Origin of the sequence: Actinomycetospora cinnamomea (genome assembly GCF_003096675.1) — a bacterium.
Lineage (GTDB): Bacteria > Actinomycetota > Actinomycetes > Mycobacteriales > Pseudonocardiaceae > Actinomycetospora > Actinomycetospora cinnamomea.
The window spans coordinates 17,337-36,341 of the sequence record NZ_QEKW01000011.1; the positions used below are offsets into that span (position 1 = coordinate 17,337).

Genomic DNA, 19,005 nt, shown 5'->3' on the forward strand with positions numbered 1-19,005 from the left:
TTCTCCGGGTCTACCGCCCCGTACGGGAGGGGTCGGGCCGATCGGTGCTGCGGGTTGCTCCGGATGTTGTCACGCGCAGTTCCTCCGGATCGAGACGTCGTCGGCGCCGCAGCGCAGCGGCGAAGGGCGCTCACGGAGAGTCGCCGGGCGACGACGAGGCGTGCGAGTGGACACGCGGTCCGCGGCGCCGTCAGGGCAAGATCGCTCCCACGGCTCCTCCCGCCCGACCCAGTCGGGTCGCCGGAGCACCGGGAGCGATCAATCCGCGGGTCGGGCCTGGACGACCGGCCCGCACGTGGATGTCGTCGACGGCGGCGCGCGGAGGGCGGGCCACCACGCGACGGCGACGTCCGCGCAGGTCGGCGGCACCGCGAGCACGCCCCGACGAGGGGTTCGAGCGCGGTGTGGCTCACCGTGAGCAGGTCGTCGAGGTCCACGCTCGTCCTCGTGCGCCCGCCGGCGAGCTCCTCCGCGACGATCACGCCGTGTCCCCCCGCCCCCCGACGGGGAACCCGGCGCGCATGACACGGGCCGACGCGCTGACCACGGGCACCGAGACCGCCGACGCGGTGGTCGTCGGCGCGGGGCACAACGGGCTGGTCGCGGCCAACCTGCTCGCCGATCAGGGCTGGTCGGTGCGGGTGCTCGAGGCGTCGGACGGGCCCGGCGGCGCGACGCGCACCGAGGAGATCACCGCCCCCGGGTACCTCAGCGACCTCGGCAGCGCGTTCCACCCCATGGGCATCGCCTCGCCCGTCCTCCAGGGGCTGGACCTGGGGAGCTACGGGCTCGAGTGGAGCCACCCCCACGAGCCGCTCGCCCACGTCACCTCCGACGACCGGGGCGTGCTGCTCTCCCGCGACGTCGACGTCACCGCGGCGTCGGTCGAGCGCTTCGGCGCGGGCGACGGGGACGTCTGGCGCCGGCTCGCCGACGAGTGGCAGCGGCTGGCCGACCCGCTGATGCACGCGTTCCTCGGCCCGTTCCCGCCGGTCAAGGAGGCCGCGCGCACGTTGCGGACCCTGGGCGGGCCCGACGCGCTGCGCCTCGCGCGCCGGATGCTCCTGCCCGCGGTGCGCTTCGGCACCGAGGAGTTCCGCGGCGAGGGCGCGCGCCTCCTGATCGCCGGCAACGCCCTGCACACCGACCTCAACGTCACGCAGACCGCGAGCACGGCGTTCGGCTGGCTGCTCTCGATGCTGGCCCAGGACGTCGGCTTCCCCGTGCCGGCCGGCGGGTCCGGGATGATCGCCGAGTCGCTCGCGGCCCGGCTGCGGGCCCGCGGCGGGACCGTGGAGTGCGACCGGCCCGTGACCCGCGTCCTCGTCGAGAGCGGGCGGGCGACAGGCGTCATCGACGCCGCCGGGGGCGTGGTCCGCGCGCGCCGCGCGGTGCTGGCCGACGTCCCCGCGCCCCTGCTGCTGCGCGACCTCGTCGGCATCGAGCACCTCCCCGCCCGCCTGGTCGACGACCTCGCGCGCTTCCAGTGGGACGACGCCATCCTCAAGGTCGACTGGGCGCTGTCGGGGCCGATCCCGTGGACCGCGCCCGAGCCGCGCGCGGCGGGGACGGTGCACCTGGGCGGCGACATCGCCGACCTCGTCGACTTCGGTGCCGATCTCGACGCCGGCCGCATGCCGCGCAACCCGTTCATGCTGCTCGGGCAGATGACGCTGGCCGACCCGCGCCGCTCACCGCCGGGCACCGAGTCGGTGTGGGCCTACACCCACCTGCCGCACGACCGCGAGCACACCGACGCCGAGCTCGACGAGCAGGTGCGGCGGATGACCGCGCTGATCGAGCGCCACGCCCCCGGCTTCGAGGGGCGGGTCGTCGCGCGCCGGGTCTCCCGCCCGCGCGACCTCCAGGCCCACGACCCCTCGCTCGTGCGGGGCGCGCTCATGGCGGGGACCGCGCAGCTCCACCAGATGCTCGTCTTCCGGCCGACGCCGGGCCTCGGGCGTCCGGACACCCCCGTCGACGGTCTGTTCTTCTCCGGCGCCACCGCTCACCCGGCCGGTGCGGTGCACGGCGCACCCGGGGCCAACGCGGCGCGGGCGGCGCTGGCGCGGGCCGGGCGTCTGGGGCGGGTGTACGCCGCCGGCATCCGCGCCGGGCACCGCCTCGTCTACGGCGCGGCCGACGAGCGGGGCAGGGTCCTCGCCGGCAGGTAGTCACCGATCAGCTCGCGGTGCCACCAGGCGCCGGTCTCACGGCGCTCGGCGCGCGTCGTGAAGCGGTAGCGGTAGAGCCGCGCCCGCACCCACGCCGGACGGTCGCCGTCGAACGGGTCGTGGCGCAGCAGGCGCAGGGTGGGGCGGTCGGCCTCGAGCAGCCGGTCGAGCAGGGTCGGCAACCAGGTCCGGGCCATCCGCGGCGCCAGCGGCGCGAACCACATCAGCCAGTCGAGGCGCCGGTGGTACGGCGCGGTCTGGGGTGGGCGGCGGTAGGGGTCGCCGGGCTTGGAGCGGAACTCGTACTCGCGCCACACGGCCGTGTCGGGGGAGTCGCCGCCGTCCGGGTCGTCGGTGCCCTCGAGGACCACCTCGTCGCGTTCCCGCGTCACCGAGCCGAACGCGCCGTAGCTGTTGCCCAGGTGCACCGGCGTGATGCCCGCGTTCATCTTCTGGCCCGGGCTGAGCATGTTCGCCACCGGCCAGAACGACAGCGCGACCATCAGGACGGTCACCGCCAGCACGACCGCGGCGAACCACGGTGGCAACGGCGCAGGCTCGGGCAGCGGGAGCGGCAGGAGCCACCGCAGGTGGGGATCGTCGATCGCCGCGAAGGCGAGGGTGATCGTCAGGAGGTTCAGCCACGCGAAGTTGCCACTGCCGACGAGCCACCCCTGCGTGACGATCACGACGACCGCGGCGCCGGTCGCGACCGGCTGGGGCGCGAAGAGCAGGAACGGCACGACGAGCTGGGTGACGTGGTTCGCGAGGACCTCGACGCGATGGAGCGGGCGGGGCAGGTGGTGGAACCACCAGCTCGTCGGGCTCGGCAGCGGCTGGGTCTCATGGTGGTACTCGAGGCAGGTCAGGTCGCGCCAGCAGCGGTCGCCGCGCAGCTTGATCAGGCCCGCCCCGAACTCGACGCGGAAGAGCAGCCAGACGAGCAGCCAGAGGATCGGCGCGGGCGGGGTGACGTCGGCCGGCCCCAGGAAGGTGACGAGGAAGCCGGCCTCGAGCAGGAGCGACTCCCAGCCGAAGCCGTACCAGACCTGGCCGACGTTGACGATCGACAGGTAGAGGACCCAGAGCAGGGCCCAGAGCGCGATGCCGGCGCCCAGCGGGAGGACGTCGGTGGCGCCGGCGAGGGCGGCGACGGCGAGGACCAGGCCCGTGGCCGCCACGACCCGGAAGACCGTGTCGGAGTAGCGAAGGTGGAACAGGCTCGGGTGGCGGCGGAACGTCGTGCGGGCGAGGAAGCGGGGGATCGGGGTGAGGCCCCGCTCGCCGAGCAGGGGGCGGAACTGCGCCAGCGCGACCGTGAACGCGATGACGTAGACCAGCGCGACGAGGTGCTGCACGACCCAGCGCGCCAGCGCGTAGTCGGGCGCCGCGAGCAGATCGAGCACGGACCTCACCTCCTCGACGGTGAAGGGAGTGTTACCCGCTCGACCGCCCGGCCGATGCTCCTCGCCCGGCCGCGGCCGGCATGGCCGTCGGCCGGTCCTGCGGGGCGACGTGGTGCTGGGCCGAACGGGGAACGCTCATCACTCGATCGAGGACACCACGGCCGGGCGGGGCACGCCTTCCGTAGCCGGACTTCGGACATTTTTCCTCGGACGAGTGAACGCGCGGGGGCTGCGCCGCGTCCCACGGACGGTGCCCGACCACACGCCGGCGCCGTCCATCCGCAAGTCCGGACCCCCGGGCCCGGACCACCAGGTGGTTTCCGCAGCCGCCCCCCGTATCGAGGAGGCGCATGACCGGCATCGATGCCGTCACGTTCTCGCGAGCGCGTCACCGACGTGCCCCGTCGCCCATCCCCCGGCCGCGTCCCGCCGAGACGACCGTCACCGAGCCCGTGCCCCTGACGCGATCCCGTCGCATGGAGCACGTCTTCGAACGCTCCGCCGACGCCGTACCGCAGGCCGTGGCCCTCGATCACGACGGTGTCGGGACGACCTACGGGCAGCTGGAGGCTCGGGCCAACCAGCTCGCCCACCGCCTGCGCCGCGAGGATGTCGCGACCGGCTCCCGCGTCGCCATCCTGCTCGAGCGCTCGCCGCTGACCTATGTCGCGCTGCTGGGCGTGCTGAAGGCGGGGGCGGCGTTCGTCCCGATCGACCCCGAGGCGCCCGCCGACCGCATCGCCTACATCGCCGACGACGCCGCCGTCGACCTCGTCGTCACGAGCAGCGACCTCGCCGCGTCCCTGACCGCCACGACCTGCCCGGTCCTCGAGCTCGACACCCGGCGGGCGGAGATCGACGCCGCTCCGACGACGCGCCCGGTCGCCGCGTACGGCGCCCACTCCGACCCGCCCGCGTACGTGATCTACACCTCGGGGTCGAGCGGGCGCCCGAAGGGCGTGGAGGTCGCCCAGTCGAGCATCGTCAACTTCCTCGACGTTGTCCCCGACGTCTACGACGTCCGCCCGGACGACCGGGTGTACCAGGGCATGACGATCTCGTTCGACTTCTCGATCGAGGAGATCTGGCCGACGTTCGCCCGCGGGGCGACGCTCGTGATCGGCCCGAACGACTCGCGACGCCTCGGCGGCGAGCTCGCCGACTTCCTCGAGCAGGCCCGGGTCAGCGTCCTCTACTGCGTGCCGACCCTGCTCGCCACGCTGCCGCGCGACCTGCCGGGCCTGCGCAGCGTCCTGGTGGGCGGCGAGGCCTGCCCCGCGGAGCTCGTCGAGCGCTGGAGCCGCCCCGGGCGGCGGATGCTCAACACGTACGGTCCGACCGAGGCCACCGTCACCGCCACCTGGTGCGAGCTGCTCCCGGGCCGGCCGGTGACCATCGGTCGGGCGCTGCCGACGTACACGATCGTCCTGCTCGACGAGCACCGCGCGCCGGTGCCCCACGGGGCCGTGGGTGAGATCTGCATCGGTGGCCCCGGCGTCGCGCGGGGTTACGTGGGGCTGCCGGAGAAGACCGCCGATCGCTTCGTGGTCCACCCGCTCGCCCCCGACGGCGGGCGGCTCTACCGCACCGGTGACCTCGGGCGCCTCACCGACGAGGGCGAGATCGAGTACCGGGGCCGGGCCGACGCCGAGGTCAAGGTCCGCGGCCACCGCGTCGACCTCGGCGAGATCGAGAGCGTGCTGCTCACCGACCCCGCCGTGGGCGCGGCCGTGGTGACCCTCGTCGAGGCGACGGGCTCACTCGCGGCCTTCGTCGTCCCGCCCCACGGCGCGGGCCCGCCGGACGACGCCGAGCTGGCCGCGCGGCTGCACGGCGTGCTGCACGAGCGCCTGCCGGAGTACATGGTCCCCTCGACGCTCGACGTCCTCGTCGAGCTCCCGACCATGCCCAGCGGCAAGGTCGACCGCACGAGGCTGCCCGAGCCCTCGGGACGCCGGCTCGTCGCGGCCGCCGGCCCGGTGGTGGAGGCCGAGGGCGGGCTCGAGGAGCGCCTGCGCACGGTGTGGGCCGAGGTGTTCGGCCTGCGCGTCGCGGAGGTCTCGGTGACCGCCGACTTCTTCACCGACCTGGGTGGGCACTCCCTGCTCGCCGCGACGGCCGTGACCCGCATGCGGGAACGCGACGCGGGCGGCGGGGCGGGTGGGAGTGTGGCGGTGCGCGACCTCTACGCGCACCCCAGCGTCCGCGCCCTCGCCGCCCACCTGGCGCGGGAGGCCGAGGCGCCGCGCGTGGAGGCCCCGCCCCGCCCGCAGCCCGCGCGGCACACCGACCGGCAGGTGGCGCGGGCGGGCCTCGCGCAGGCGGCGCTCGTCTACGGCTTCCTGCTCGCCGTGACCCTGCCGGTGTCGTTCGTCTACACCCGCAACGACGGCTCCGTGTCGATCGGGGTGCTGCTCCAGCTCATGGGCGCCGTGGTCGCCACCTACCTCGGCACCCGGTGGGTCCTGCCGCTGCTCGTCCGCCCGCTCACGGCGGGCATCCGTCCCGGGCGCTACCGGCTCTGGGGCGTCACGTACGTGCGGCTGTGGTTCGCCGACCTGCTCCTGGGCGCGAGCCCGCTGCCGGTGCTGTCCGGGTCGATGGCGGCCGGCCCCTACCTGCGGCTGCTCGGCGCGGACGTCGGCGACCGCACGACGATCGCGACGAGCACGATCTCGATGCCCCGCCTCGTGCGCCTCGGCGACGACGGCGCCGTCGGCTACGGGGTGCACGTCCGCCCGTGGGAGGTGCGCGACGGGACGGTGACCGTCGGCACGGTCACCGTCGGGAGGGACGCCTACGTCGGCGCCAACGCCGTGCTCGGGCCGGGGAGCTCCGTCGGCGACGAGGCGGCGCTGGGCGAGCAGTCGGTGCTCGACGAAGGCGAGGTGGTCCCCGACGGCCACGGCCGCGCCGGCTCCCCGCCCCGGGCGGTCACCGCGCTCGCCCCGGCGGTCGAGGAGATGCTCGCCGCCCCGCCGGCGCCGGGCTGGCGCTGGTACCACGTGCTCGCGACCGCCGCCGGCGTCGTCGGCCTGGAGGCCGCGGCCGTGGCGATGGTCCTGCCCGCGGTCGGCGTGGTCTGGGCGGCCCTGCTGACCTGGGGCGTCCTCGCCGGCCTGGCCGCGACCCTGCTCGCCGGCCCGGTGTTCGTCGTGACGGTCTGCGTGGTCGTCGCGACCGGCAAGCGGCTCGTGCTCCCGCGGCTCCCGCCGGGAATCCACCCCGTGCGGTCCGGTCTCGGCATCCGGAAATGGATCGCCGACACGCTGTTCGAGTTCAGCCTGGCGTTCACGAACGCGCTCTACGCGACGCTGTACACCGTGCCGTGGCTGCGCCTGCTCGGCGCCCGCGTCGGACGGGGCTCGGAGGTGTCCACCGCCGCGCACCTCGATCCCGACCTGCTGGTCCTCGGCCGCGAGAGCTTCGTCGCCGACATGGCGACCGTCGGCAGCGCGTCCTTCGCCCACGGCCGGATCGCCCTCGCCGCGACCGAGATCGGCGCCCGGTCATTCGTCGGCAACGCCGCCTTCGTTCCGGCGGGCACCCGCACCGGCGAGGGCTCGCTGCTCGGTGTGCAGACCGTGCCGCCGCCCGGGGGCGTCCCGCAGGACAGCTCCTGGCTGGGGTCCCCGGCGATCCACCTTCCCCGGCGCCAGGACAGCGGCGACTTCGACGAGGCCTCGACGTTCCGCCCCGAGCGCCGCGTCGTGCGCCAGCGCCTCGCGATCGAGTTCGCCCGCGCGACCCTGCCCGCCTCGGTGATCGCCGTGAGCGTCTACCTCTACCTCCTGGCGCTCTCCGCACTGGCGCAGGGCCGCACGCTGCCCGAGGTGGCGTTCGGCGCACCGCTGCTCGCCCTGGCCGCGGCGCTGCTCGTCGTGCTCTACGTCGCCGCCGTCAAACGGCACGTCGTCGGCGTGTACCGGCCGCGGGTCGAGCCGCTGTGGAGCCCGTACGTGCGCCGCACCGAGTTCGTCACCGGTCTCTACGAGGCGGCCGCGGTCCCGGTGCTGCTCGGCCTGCTCGTCGGCACCCCGGCCCTGCCCCCGATGTTGCGCCTGATGGGCGCGCGGATCGGCCGGCGCGCGTGGATCGGCACGACGTACCTCACCGAGTTCGACCTCGTCGAGGTCGGCGACGACGCCTGCGTCGGCACGGCCGTGTCGTTGCAGACCCACCTGTTCGAGGACCGGGTGATGAAGATGTCGTCGCTGCGCGTCGGCGACGGCGCGAGCGTCGGCACGCGCTCGGTCGTGCTCTACGACGCCGTGGTCGGCGAGGGCGTCGCCCTCGCCCCGCTCTCCCTGCTCATGAAGGGCGAGGAGCTGCCCGCCGGCAGCGACTGGCGCGGCATCCCCGCCCAGGGCGCCACCCCCGCCCTCGCCACCCGCTGATCTCCACCAGCCCCCGCTCCCCGAGGGAGACCTGTGCTCACCACGCACCTGCTGGTGTCGGACGCCCGGCACTTCCGCATCGACTACGTGATCAACCCCTACATGGACACCGCCGACCAGCCCGACCCGTCGGCCGCCGCCGCGGAGCACGAGGCGCTCGTCGACGCCCACGTGCGCGCCGCGCGGACCGTCGAGCGCATGCCCACCGTCGCCGAGCACCCCGACATGGTCTACACCGCCAACGGCGCGGTCGTCGTCGACGGCGTCGCCGTGCTCGGCGACCCGCCCCCGCCCCGCCGCGGCGAGATCCCCCACCACCGGCGGGCCCTCGGCGCGTTGGGGTTGCAGGTGCTCGACGCCCCGTTCCCGTTCAGCGGGCAGGGCGACGCCCTGGCCTGCGGCGACCTGCTGCTCGCCGGGCACGGGCGCCGCACCGACCCGCGCATGCTCCCCTTCCTCGCCGAGCACCTGGAGCGGGAGGTGGTGCCGCTGCGCACCGCCGGTCCCGAGTGGTACGACCTGGACCTTGCGGTGGGCGTCCTCGACGCGGCGACGGTGGCATGGTTCCCCGACGCGCTCGACGGGCCCAGCCGTCGCCGTCTGGACTGCATGGCCGGCCTCGCAGGCGTCGACCTCGTCGAGGTGTCCCGCGCCGAGGCCGAGGCGTTCGCGCTCAACCTCGTCAGCGACGGCCGGACGGTCACGATGACCACCGGCGCGCCCCGGCTGGCCGACCGGCTGCGGGACCGCGGCTACACGGTGGACGAGGTCGCCACCGACCAGCTGCGCAAGGGTGGCGGTGGCGTCCGGTGCACCGCGCTGACCCTGGACGGCGTGCCGGGGGAGACGACCGACCCGGCGGCCGACGTCGACGCGGTCGCCCGGCCCGACCTCGACGCGGTCCTGGCGGCGGGCTCGCGGTGACCGGATCCGTCCCCCGGCGCTCCTCGAACGGACACGGCCCCGACGGTCCGACCGTCGTCCTGCCGCGTCCGTCGCCCCGACCCCAGCCCCCTCCCGCACCCCGCCCGCGCTCGGCGCCCCCGCCGAGTCGGCCCGCACCCCGACGCCACTCCGGCCCGGAACGGCGCAGCCTCGTGCGGCTCGACACGGTCGCCGACTCCCGCCGGCCGGACCCGGCGCCGCCCGCTCCCGCGACCGAGCCGGCCGACAGGGCAGCGAGCGCGCCGGGCGGCGAGGCGGCTCGGCCCCGCTCCCGCAGCGCCGGGCTGGACGCCGCGCGCGGGGTGGCGCTGGCCGGAATGGTCGCGGTCCACTCGCTGGTCGTGGTCGACGCGGTCGGGAACCCGACCGTCGTGGGCCAGATCGCCCAGGGTCGCTCGGCGGCCCTGTTCGCGGTGCTGGCCGGCGTCGGGATCGCGTTCATGACCGGCCGCCGACCGGTCCGGGGCGTCGCGGCCGGCGCCTCCGCCGCGACCACGCTGCTCACCCGGGCGCTCCTGCTCGGTGCGCTCGGACTGGCCCTCGGCGGCCTCGAGGCCGAGGTCGCGGCCGTGATCCTTCCGTACTACGCGGCGCTGTTCGTGCTCGCGGTGCCCCTGGTGTTCCTCGGGCGCTGGACACTGCTCGCGCTCGGGGTGGTCGGCGCGGGAGCGATCCCCGTCGCCAGCCACGTCCTGCGCGGGCTGGTGCCGCCGCCGGCGCTCCAGAACGTGACCCTCGGCTCGTTCGTCGCCGATCCCCCTGCCGTGCTCCTCGAGCTCGCCGTCACCGGGTACTACCCCGCCGTGTCGTGGTTGCCCTACCTGTGCGTCGGGATGGCGGTCGGGCGGATGCGCCTGTCGTCGGCGCGGGTCGCCGGCGGCCTGATCGTCGGCGGGACGGCCGCGGCGGCCGCGGCCTGGGTGGGCTCCTGGCTCGCGCTCCAGCGCTTCGGCGGGCTCGCCGCACTGCAGGCGGACGCGGCGTCCCGGGGCCTGTCGCCGGCGGCGCTGGACGCCGCCCTGACCGTCGGGCCCGACGGCACCACCCCGGCCACGTCGTGGTGGTGGCTGGCCAGCGTCGCCCCGCACTCCTCGACCCCGCCGGACCTCGTCCACACCGCCGGTGTGGCCCTGGCGCTGCTCGGGTCGATGCTGCTGCTCGACCACCTCACCCGACCGGTCCCGCGGGCGGCCGTCGCGCTGCTCCGGGGCCCGCTCGCGGCCGTCGGCGGCCTGGCGCTGACCCTCTACACCGCGCACATCCTGTTCGTCGGGTCCCCCTGGGACGGGTTCACGCCGGTGACCGGCTACGTCGTCCAGGCCGTCGTCGGCGTGCTGTTCGCCCTCGGCTGGCGGGCCACGGCCGGGCGTGGGCCGATCGAGTCGGTCGTCACCGTGTTCTCCCGGGGCGCCGCCCGCGCCGTCGGCCGACGCGTGACCGGACGGGGCCCGGCGTGACCGGTGTGCCGCGCCGCCGAGCGGGGCGGCGCGTCGCCGCCCTGGTCGGGGCCCTGCTCCTGCTGGCCCTCGCCGCCTGCGGGTCGGAGGGCCCGCCGCCGCGCCCCGACGAGGGCGCGTGGGATCGGCGGCCGGTCGTGGACCTCGCGTTCGACGTCCCGTCCGACCTCGAGACCGTGACCGGGCGGGAGACCGTCGCGTTCACCCCCGACCTGGCGGTGTGCGAGCTGGTGTTCCGGGCCTGGCCCAACTCGCCCTCCCCGGCGCGGCAGGGCAACTCGCTCACCGTCACGGGAGCGAGCGTGGACGGCCGGCCGGTGGCTCCCGTGGTCCGCCGGGCCGGGGCGGCCGAGAACGCTCCGGGCACGCTCGTCGAGCTCCCGCTCCCCGCGTGCGTCCCGGCCGGCACGACGGTGCGCGCCGAGCTCGCGTTCACGCTGCGCCTCGGCGAGGACGCCGACGAGCGCCTGGGGACCTCGCCCTCCACCCGCACCGCGTGGTGGGGCAGCGGCTACCCGCTGCTCGCATGGGTCCGGGGCGAGGGCTGGGCGCGGGAGGACGCGGTCGACATCGCCGGTGAGACCGCGACCAGCGAGGACTTCCGACTGGCGTCGCTGCGGGTCACGACCCCCAACGGTGTCGAGGTCGCCGGCACCGGGCAGCCGGCCGGCGCCGAGCCCGGGCCGCGCCCCGGCACGACCACCCACCGCTTCACCGCGGAGGCCGTGCGCGACGTCGCCGTCGCTGTCGGGCGCTACCAGGTGCTCGAGCGTGACCTCGGCGGGACGCGGCTGCACCTCTTCACCCCGGTCGACGGCACTCGGGTGCCGCCCGAGCAGTGGGCGGACATCGTCGCGACCGCGACCGAGCGCCTCGTGGAACGGTTCGGGCCGTTCCCCTACCCCGACCTGTGGGTGGCCGTCGCGCCCGCCCAGTCGTCGGGCATCGAGTTCCCCACCGCGCTGCAGTTCGGCGACACCGGCGAGGACGCCCTGCCCGCCCTGGCCACCCACGAGCTGGCCCACCAGTGGTTCTACGGGCTGGTCGGCAACAACCAGGCCCGCGACCCGTGGATCGACGAGGCGTTCGCGACCTACGCCGAGGAGCTGATCGCCGGGGACGGCGACGGCCCGCAGGACGTCCCCGACCGCCTCGACGGGGACCTCGGGGAGAGCATGGCGTTCTGGGGTGAGCGCAGCTTCGGCGCCTACTACCGCGGCGTCTACCAGCAGGGGGCGGCGGCGCTGCTCGCGGCGCGCGAGGACGCCGGGCCGGAGCGGTTCGACGCCGCCGTGCGCGACTACCTCGCGGCGAACGCCCACCAGGTCGTGTCGCCCGCCGAGGTGGCGGCGGCCTTCCGCGACCTGCCCGAGGTGACCGACCGGCTCCGTGACGCGGGGGCGCTCCCGGCCCGCTGAGCCGGTTGGCCGGATCAGGCCAGCGCTGCGGCGACGATGGCGTCGGCGTCGAGGTGGTGGTGCGCCCAGGCGTCGGCGAGGTCGGAGGAGCGGCCGAAGTCGGTGACGCCGAGATGGGAGGCGCGCACCGAGTGGACGCCGGCGAGGAAGGCCAGCGTGTGGGGGTGGCCGTCGAGGACCGTCACCAGGCGCGCCGCCCGGTCGGCGGGGAAGGCCGCGTCGAGGATCCAGGTCGGGTGCTCGGCGTCGGCGCCCGTCGCGCCGGAGCGGGCGCGCAGCGCGCGGAAGAGGCGGTCGGGGCTCGTGACCACGACGACGTCGGCGTCCACGCCCAGCTCGCCGAGTCGCTCGGCCGCGGCCAGGGCCTGGCCGACCAGCGGGCCCATGACCGCGATCGTCACCGCGGGTGTGCGGGGCGCGCGGCGCAGCAGGTAGGCGCCGGCGGTGACCTCGCGGCGGCGCCGGGCCCGGGCGGCGGGGTCGGTGGGCACGGCGGCGAGGCTCTGGTCGACGGGCACGGTCGACAGGCGCAGGTAGGTCGACGAGCCGCCGGGACGCCCGAGCCGGGAGAGCCCGTCGAGCAGGCACCAGCCCACCTCGACGCCGAACGCCGGCTCGAAGGCGACGCAGCCGGGCTGCTCGAGGCCGATCGAGGGCGTGGTGATCGACTGGTGCGCGCCGCCCTCCGGCGCCAGCGACACCCCCGAGGGCGTCCCGACGAGGATCGACTGCCCGCCCGCGTACATCCCGAACGCCCACGGCTCCAGCGCCCGGGCGACGAACGGGTCGTAGAGCACCCCGATCGGCAGCAGCGGCTCGCCCCACCGCGACCACGTCGCGCCCAGCTCGCCGATCAGGCCGACGAGGTTGGTCTCGGCGATGCCCAGCTCGATGTGCTGGCCGCTGGGCAGCTCGTGCCAGTGCAGGATCGTCTCGGCGTCGTCGGCGAACCAGTCGCGGCGCTCGTGGGGCGACCACGAGCCGACCTTGTTCAGCCAGCCGCCCAGGTTGGTCGACGAGGTGACGTCCGGGCTCACCGTGACGACGCGGCGGGCGGCCTCGGGCGCCGAGCGGGTCAGGTCGAGCAGCGCTCGGCCCAACGCCTGCTGCGTGTGGCCGGTGCCGGTGGGGGTGCGCTCGAGGTCGTCGGGGACGGCCGGCGGCGACGCGGGCGGCGCCGGCGAGCGGCGCAGGCGGGCGGCGGTGGAGCGGCACAGCTCGGCGGCCGTCGAGTCGGCGGGCAGCGGGGCCCAGGGGTCGTCGAGGTCGGCGCCCAGGCCCGTGGCCAGGGCGCGCATCTGCGTCTCGGTGAGCAGCGACGAGTGGTTCTGCGGGTGGCCCTGCGTCGCGAGCCCGTAGCCCTTGACGGTGTAGGCGAAGATCACCGTCGGCCGGCTGTCGTCGATGGCGTCGTAGGCGTCGGCCAGCGCGCCCAGGTCGTGCCCACCGAGGTTGCGGATCGCCGCGTGCACCGCGCCGTCGTCGACCTCGCGCAGGAGCGCGGCGATCGCGTCGGCGTCGGGCCCGTCGCCCGGCAGGCGCTCGCGCAGCTGCAGCGGGGTGCAGCGCAGCAGCCGCTGGTACTCGGGGTTGGTCATCTCGTCGATGCGCCGGCGCAGGGCGTCGCCGCCGGGCTTGGCGTACAGCTCGGCGAGCAGCCGCCCGTACTTGACGGTGATCACCTGCCAGCCCGCGGCGGTGAACAGCCCGTGCAGACGGGTGGCGGAGATGTCGGGGACGACGCGGTCGAGGCTCTGGCGGTTGAAGTCGACGATCCAGCAGACCTCGCCGAGCTCGCGCACGATCGGGTCGAGCACGGCTTCCCAGACCGCGCCCTCGTCGAGCTCGGCGTCGCCGACCAGCGAGAACTGGCGGCCGGACCCCGCACGCTCGCCGAGCCCGTCGGCGTAGCGCCGCGCGATCGTGCCCCAGATCGGCGCCGTGGCGCCGATGCCGACCGAGCCGGTGGAGTAGTCGACGGGGTCGGGGTCCTTCGACCGCGACGGGTAGGACTGCAGACCGCCCGCCGCGCGCAGCGTCGTCAGGTACGACGCGTCGAGCTCGCCGAGCAGGTGGTTGATCGCGTGCAGCACGGGCGAGGCGTGCGGCTTGACCGAGACCCGGTCCTCCGGGCGCAGCGTGTGGAACCACAGCGCGGTCATGATCGAGACGATCGACGCCGACGACGCCTGGTGCCCGCCGACCTTGAGGCCGCTGGGGTTGGGCCGGACGCGGTTGGCGTGGTCGACGATCGCCGTCGCCAGCCAGAGCACCCGGTCCTCCACCGCCCGGAGGGCCTCGAGCTCGGCCGCGCGGTCGGGCAGCGAGGGGGCGGGACGCGTGGATGTCATCGGTGGCCTCCGGGTTCACATCGACGCGCAGAGCGTTCGTCACCGGGACGAACTGCGCAAGTGACCGACACGGGAATGAGCACTATGGTCGGCACGGCCGTGTCGACCCCGGGGAGGAGTGAGCAGGATGGCGCCTCCGGACCCGGTCGAGCCCGTCGACGCGGTCGACGCCCGGCTGCTCGAGGCGCTGGGCGCGGAGCCGCGAGCCACCGTCGTCGCGCTCGCCGAACGCCTCGGGCTCGCACGCAACACCGTGCAGGCGCGCCTGGCCCGGCTGGAGAGCCGCGGGGTGCTCGGCGACTTCGCCCGGCGCATCGACCCCGCCGCGCTCGGCCACCCGCTGCGCGCCTACGTCACCACGCGCGTCGACCAGCGGCGCCTCGACGAGGTGTCCGCGGCGCTCGCGCGCATCCCCGAGGTGGTCGAGGTCGTCGGGCTGGCGGGCGACGACGACCTGCTCGTGCAGGTGGTCGCCCGCGACGCCGACGCCCTCTACACCGTCGCGGGCAGCGTCCTCGCCGTCCCGGGCGTCGAGCGCACCTCCACCGCGCTGGTCATGCGCCAGCTCGTGCCCTTCCGCCTCGCGCCGCTGCTGGCCCTTTGCGCTGCGCGCTCGTGAGTGCTTGCCCGTGCCCTGGCACGGACAAGCGCTCACAGGTGCGCTCGGCTGGACACCGGACCCTCTTGGGGTGTGAGCGCTTGTCCGTGTCCTGGTACGGGCAAGCACTCACGAGGCGCTAGCCAAACGCGCCCGCCCGCGGCAGCAGGGCCGGGACCCGGTAGCCCAGTGCGTCGGAGAGGAACCCGGCGATGGGCAGCAGCGCGTCGAGGTCGAGGCCGGTGGGGTGGCCCATGCGGTGCAACAGGTAGACGAGGTCCTCGGTGGCGATGTTGCCCGTGGCCGCCGGGGCGAAGGGACACCCCCCGATGCCGCCGTTGGACGAGTCGAGCCAGTCCACGCCCCACTCGAGGGCGGCGACGGCGTTGGCGAAGCCGGTGTTGCGGGTGTTGTGGAAGTGCGCGCGCATCCGCGCCTCCGGGGCCACCGCGCGCACCCCGTCGAGCAGCGTGCGGACCTGGGTCGGCACCCCCACCCCGATCGTGTCGGCGATCGCGATCTCCTTCGCACCCGCCGCGGCGCCCCGACGGGCCACCTCGACCACGCGCTCGGGGTCGACCTCGCCGTCGAACGGGCAGCCGAACGAGGTCGCGATCGTCAGCGACGCGAACAGGTCCCGCCCGGCGGCCTCGGCGAGCACCTCCTCGGCCACCTCGGTCAGCGCCGCCGTGGTCGAGTTCTGATTGGCCTTGGCGAAGCCGTCCGAGGCCGGCACGACGACGTTGACCTCGTCGACCCCGGCCGCGACCGCCCGGTCGAAGCCCCGGCGGTTGAGCACCAGCCCGATGTAGGAGACGCCGGGTGCGCGGGTCAGCCCCTCCATCACCGCCTCGGCGTCGGCCATCGCCGGCACCAGCTTCGGGTGCACGAACGACACCGCCTCGATCCGGCGCACTCCGGCGGCGACCGCGCGCTCGATCAGCTCGATCTTCGCGCCGGTCTCCAGCAGCTCCCGCTCGTTCTGCAGCCCGTCGCGCGGGCTGACCTCCACGATCCCGACCACACGGTCGATCCTGCCCCGCCACGGACGGCCAGGCCACCACGCCGGGCCACCACCGGCCACACCGCCGGCCACACCGCCTCGGCCCCGGGCGACCCGCCGTCGGCGGGCACACACGGTCCGGCAGCATGGTCGTCGCCGGTTCGGCCGGTGCCCGGTCACCGATGTCACCCCTGGAGGAGCCGTCGGGGACCGCCCGGCGCGTCCACAGCTCCGTCCGGGTGACGGCGGGGCCACACCACGCGTCGAGCGACGGGAGAATGGTCACCCGGAGGTGACGTTCCGGGCAGGAGGACAGTGGAGGGATGGGCGCGATCGTGACCACCGCGGCGACGGGCACGACACGCGTCACCCCGCGCACCCGGCGCCTGCTGCGCGTCGTGACCGGGGTGGTGGTCGCCGCCGCCGTCACCACGGGCGTGGTCGTCGTGTTCCCGACGCTCGAGGGTGCGCGGGCCGCGCTGTTCGACGCCGACCCCGGGTGGGTCCTGGTGGCCGTGGCGTGCGAGGCGGGCGCGCTGCTGGCGTTCTCCGCGCTGCAGCACCGCCTGCTCGTCGCCGCCGCCGTCCGCGTCACGTTGCGGGCGGTCACGCTCGCGACGCTCGCCGCGAACGCGCTGCACCTCACCGTCCCCGGAGGCCCCGCGCTCGCGACGGCCTACGCGTTCCGGCGCCGCCGCGTCTGGGGGGCCAGCACGCCGACGGCCACGTGGACGATGGTCGCCGGCGGGGTCGCCGTGAGCCTCGCGCTCGCCGCCATCACGCTCGGGTCGGCGCTCACCATCAGCGGCCGGCCCACCTCGCTGCCCTGGCTGATCGTGCAGATCCTCGGCGTCGCGGCTCTCGGCGCAGGCGTCGTGTTCGTGGCCCGACGTCCCCAGGTGCTCGTCGGTGCCGGCTCCTGGGGGCTGCGGCTCGTCAACCGCGTGCGCTCGCGGCCCCGCGAGTCCGGTGTCGCCGAGCTCACGGAACAGATCGCCGGCCTGCAGCTCATCGAGCTCCGCGCCGGCGGCCGCGTGTTCGTCGGGACGGCCGCGCTGGGGAAGTGGGTCCTCGACATCGCGACCCTCGCGGCCTGCTGCGCGGCCGTGGGCGCCGAGGGCATGACGCTCGCCCTGGTCGTCGTCGCCTTCGCCGCGGCCACCGCCGCCTCCAGCGCCTCGTTCCTGCCCGGCGGTCTCGGGCTGGTGGACGGCGCGCTGCTCGCCGCCCTCGTCGCGGGCGGGGTGCCCTCGCACCCGGCCCTCGCCGCCGTCGTGCTCTACCGGCTCATCAGCTTCATCGGTGTCGCCGCGGCGGGCTGGGTCGCGTGGTTCGTCGTGCACGCGCGGGAGACGCCCTCGGCCACCGACGCCGAGGACGACGACGCCGCTCCCGAGGCGGAGGACGGCGAGCTGTCCACGCGCGGGCACCGCGGCGAGCGGTAGGCGCGGCCCGGGTGGGGCCCGCCCCACCGCCGGGGCGGGGGTGCTCCCCCGGGACCACTGTGGGTGTCCCCGATCACGTGAGTACTCGGTGGGTCCGCGATGCCCGCGGTCGAGTACCCGTGTGCTCATGACCGGCGTCCCGCCGGCCCCCAGGCTCGGTGCCACCACCGACGAGCACCTCGGTCGGACCCCCGGTCCGCACCCGAGCCGAAGGGACACCGAGATGAGCACCCCGACCCAGGACCCGGCCGCGACGGCCGCGGGCAGCACCGGGACCGAGGCCCCCACCACGCGGGAGGAGACCGTCCCCGGGACCACGACGGAGGGCGAGGGCACCGCGACCACCCCGGAGGGCGAGGCCCTCACGACGCCGGAGGGCGAGGTCGTCCCCGAGCCCGAGCCCGAGGAGCAGTGGGAGCTGGCGCAGAACTACCACTGCCCGGCCCACCAGCAGGCCTGCACCGTCGACTGTCAGTTCCTCATCGACTTCCGCCACCAGCACGGTCTCGGCGACCACTGGTCGCCCCAGTACTGCTGGCACCCCACCGAGAACCCGCACTGCTACGAGCCGGTCCACAACGAGTGGGGCTACAGCCCGTCCCACAACCCGCACTGCTACCACCCGGACGAGAACCCCTACGGCTACCACCCGGAGGACCAGCCCTACTGCTTCCACCCGACCGCCCAGCCCCACTGCTGGAACCCGGTCTACCAGCCCTACTGCTGGCACCCGGTCTACTGCCCCAACGGCTGGAACGACGTCCACAACCCCGGCGGCTACCACCCCATCTGGTGCCCCGACGGCACGCCGGATCCGAACGGGTGCTGGTGGCCCGAGGAGCTGGGGGAGCGCCCCGAGGGCTGGCCCGAGCACACGCCCGAGCCCTACACGCCCCCGGAGCCGGGCACGGGGGAGACCACGGAGCCGGGCACGGGGGAGACCACGGAGCCGGGCACGGGGGAGACGACGGAGCCGGGCACGGGGGAGACCACGGAGCCGGGCACGGGCGAGACGACCGAGCCGGGCACGGGCGAGACGACGGAGCCGGGCACGGGCGAGAACCCCGAGGAGCCGACCGGCGAGAACCCTGAGGAGCCGGCGGGCGAGAGCGGCGAGACCGAGCCCGCGGAGCCCGTCTCCTTCACCGGCGGCCGGGCGCCCGAGGCCGAGGAGGACGGCGCCGACGCCCAGGACGACGCCCAGGACGACGTGCCGGTGGCCCAGGACGAGAACGACTACCCCGACACGTCCTCGTCCGGGCCCGAGTACGAGCCCGCGTCGACGGCCCCGGCCTCCGACGACTACTCCGCCGGCGACGACGGCGGCGCCAGCAGCCACGAGTCCGCCGGGGAGGACAGCGGGCTGGTGGGCGCGGGCTGACCCCCGCTGCTCACGCGCGGTGGCCCCGACCGGGACCGACCCGGCCGGGGCCACCCGTCTGCTCTCGTCACCGCTGCTGCGAGGAGGACCGGTGACCCGCACCGGCGCCGAGGGCACGCCGCCCCACCCCATCGACGGCCGTCGATCTTCCGGCCCGATCCGGACGAGGCCGCGCCGTCCGAGGCCACCCCGCCGCGTGACGAGCGCCCCCGACCGTCCGCGCCCGCCGTGCCGGCACCGGAGCGGCCGCGGGCGGGCCGGGACCGCCGCTCCATCTTCCGGCCGGAGACCGACGATCACGAGGGGCCGCCGCGATGAGCGCCGGGTCCGCCGCGGGGGCGATGGACGAACGGGCCCGCGCCGCCGCCGCCGAGCGCGAGAGGGTCGCCCAACGCGCCGCCCGACGTGCCAGCCGGAAGGCCGCGGGGAC

The 19,005-nt window shown here is 75.7% G+C and carries 11 protein-coding genes; 8 read left to right on the plus strand and 3 right to left on the minus strand.

Features of this window, described 5'->3' with window-relative positions; translation table 11 throughout:
- The first annotated feature begins 521 nt into the window (after positions 1 to 521).
- Positions 522 to 2,174 carry a phytoene desaturase family protein gene (locus C8D89_RS19100; RefSeq protein ID WP_116709838.1) on the plus strand — a complete coding sequence of 551 codons (1,653 nt, stop codon included), beginning with the start codon at positions 522 to 524 and terminating at the stop codon, positions 2,172 to 2,174.
- Here C8D89_RS19100 and C8D89_RS19105 read toward each other — a convergent pair.
- The gene (locus C8D89_RS19105) at positions 2,129 to 3,580 is read right to left on the minus strand and encodes a lipase maturation factor family protein (RefSeq protein WP_116709722.1); all 1,452 of its coding nucleotides are present in this window, start codon (positions 3,578 to 3,580) and stop codon (positions 2,129 to 2,131) included. The genes C8D89_RS19100 and C8D89_RS19105 overlap by 46 nt on opposite strands.
- 476 nt (positions 3,581 to 4,056) lie before the next feature.
- Between C8D89_RS19105 and C8D89_RS19110 the strand changes: the two genes are divergently transcribed.
- From C8D89_RS19110 to C8D89_RS19125, 4 genes are all read left to right on the plus strand, one after another.
- The gene (locus tag C8D89_RS19110) at positions 4,057 to 7,977 is read left to right on the plus strand and encodes a Pls/PosA family non-ribosomal peptide synthetase (protein ID WP_116709839.1); all 3,921 of its coding nucleotides are present in this window, start codon (positions 4,057 to 4,059) and stop codon (positions 7,975 to 7,977) included.
- A 33-nt stretch (positions 7,978 to 8,010) separates the two neighbouring features.
- The gene (locus tag C8D89_RS19115) at positions 8,011 to 8,901 is read left to right on the plus strand and encodes a dimethylarginine dimethylaminohydrolase family protein (RefSeq protein ID WP_243418244.1); all 891 of its coding nucleotides are present in this window, start codon (positions 8,011 to 8,013) and stop codon (positions 8,899 to 8,901) included.
- A 173-nt stretch (positions 8,902 to 9,074) separates the two neighbouring features.
- Complete coding sequence (locus C8D89_RS19120) at positions 9,075 to 10,379, plus strand: heparan-alpha-glucosaminide N-acetyltransferase domain-containing protein (protein WP_116709723.1); 1,305 nt, start codon at positions 9,075 to 9,077, stop codon at positions 10,377 to 10,379.
- Complete coding sequence (locus tag C8D89_RS19125; protein WP_165825802.1) at positions 10,376 to 11,797, plus strand: M1 family metallopeptidase; 1,422 nt, start codon at positions 10,376 to 10,378, stop codon at positions 11,795 to 11,797. The genes C8D89_RS19120 and C8D89_RS19125 overlap by 4 nt, the downstream gene beginning before the upstream one ends.
- Before the next feature lie 14 nt (positions 11,798 to 11,811).
- Here the strand turns inward: C8D89_RS19125 and C8D89_RS19130 are convergent, their stop codons facing one another.
- Positions 11,812 to 14,148, minus strand: coding sequence for a transketolase-like TK C-terminal-containing protein (locus C8D89_RS19130; protein WP_116709725.1), 2,337 nt, complete (start codon positions 14,146 to 14,148; stop codon positions 11,812 to 11,814).
- Positions 14,149 to 14,275: 127 nt separating this feature from the next.
- On the opposite strand from C8D89_RS19130, the gene C8D89_RS19135 reads away from it, so the two are divergent.
- Positions 14,276 to 14,767, plus strand: a complete 492-nt coding sequence (locus C8D89_RS19135) for an Lrp/AsnC family transcriptional regulator (protein ID WP_116709726.1) — start codon at positions 14,276 to 14,278, stop codon at positions 14,765 to 14,767.
- A gap of 118 nt (positions 14,768 to 14,885) precedes the next feature.
- Here the strand turns inward: C8D89_RS19135 and C8D89_RS19140 are convergent, their stop codons facing one another.
- The gene (locus tag C8D89_RS19140) at positions 14,886 to 15,770 is read right to left on the minus strand and encodes a hydroxymethylglutaryl-CoA lyase (protein ID WP_116709727.1); all 885 of its coding nucleotides are present in this window, start codon (positions 15,768 to 15,770) and stop codon (positions 14,886 to 14,888) included.
- A gap of 302 nt (positions 15,771 to 16,072) precedes the next feature.
- On the opposite strand from C8D89_RS19140, the gene C8D89_RS19145 reads away from it, so the two are divergent.
- Positions 16,073 to 17,194, plus strand: coding sequence for a lysylphosphatidylglycerol synthase transmembrane domain-containing protein (locus C8D89_RS19145; protein ID WP_116709728.1), 1,122 nt, complete (start codon positions 16,073 to 16,075; stop codon positions 17,192 to 17,194).
- Positions 17,195 to 17,417: 223 nt separating this feature from the next.
- Positions 17,418 to 18,575: a hypothetical protein gene (locus C8D89_RS29830; RefSeq protein WP_207787312.1), complete on the plus strand. Its 1,158-nt coding sequence runs from the start codon at positions 17,418 to 17,420 to the stop codon at positions 18,573 to 18,575.
- The last annotated feature ends 430 nt before the right edge of the window (positions 18,576 to 19,005 follow it).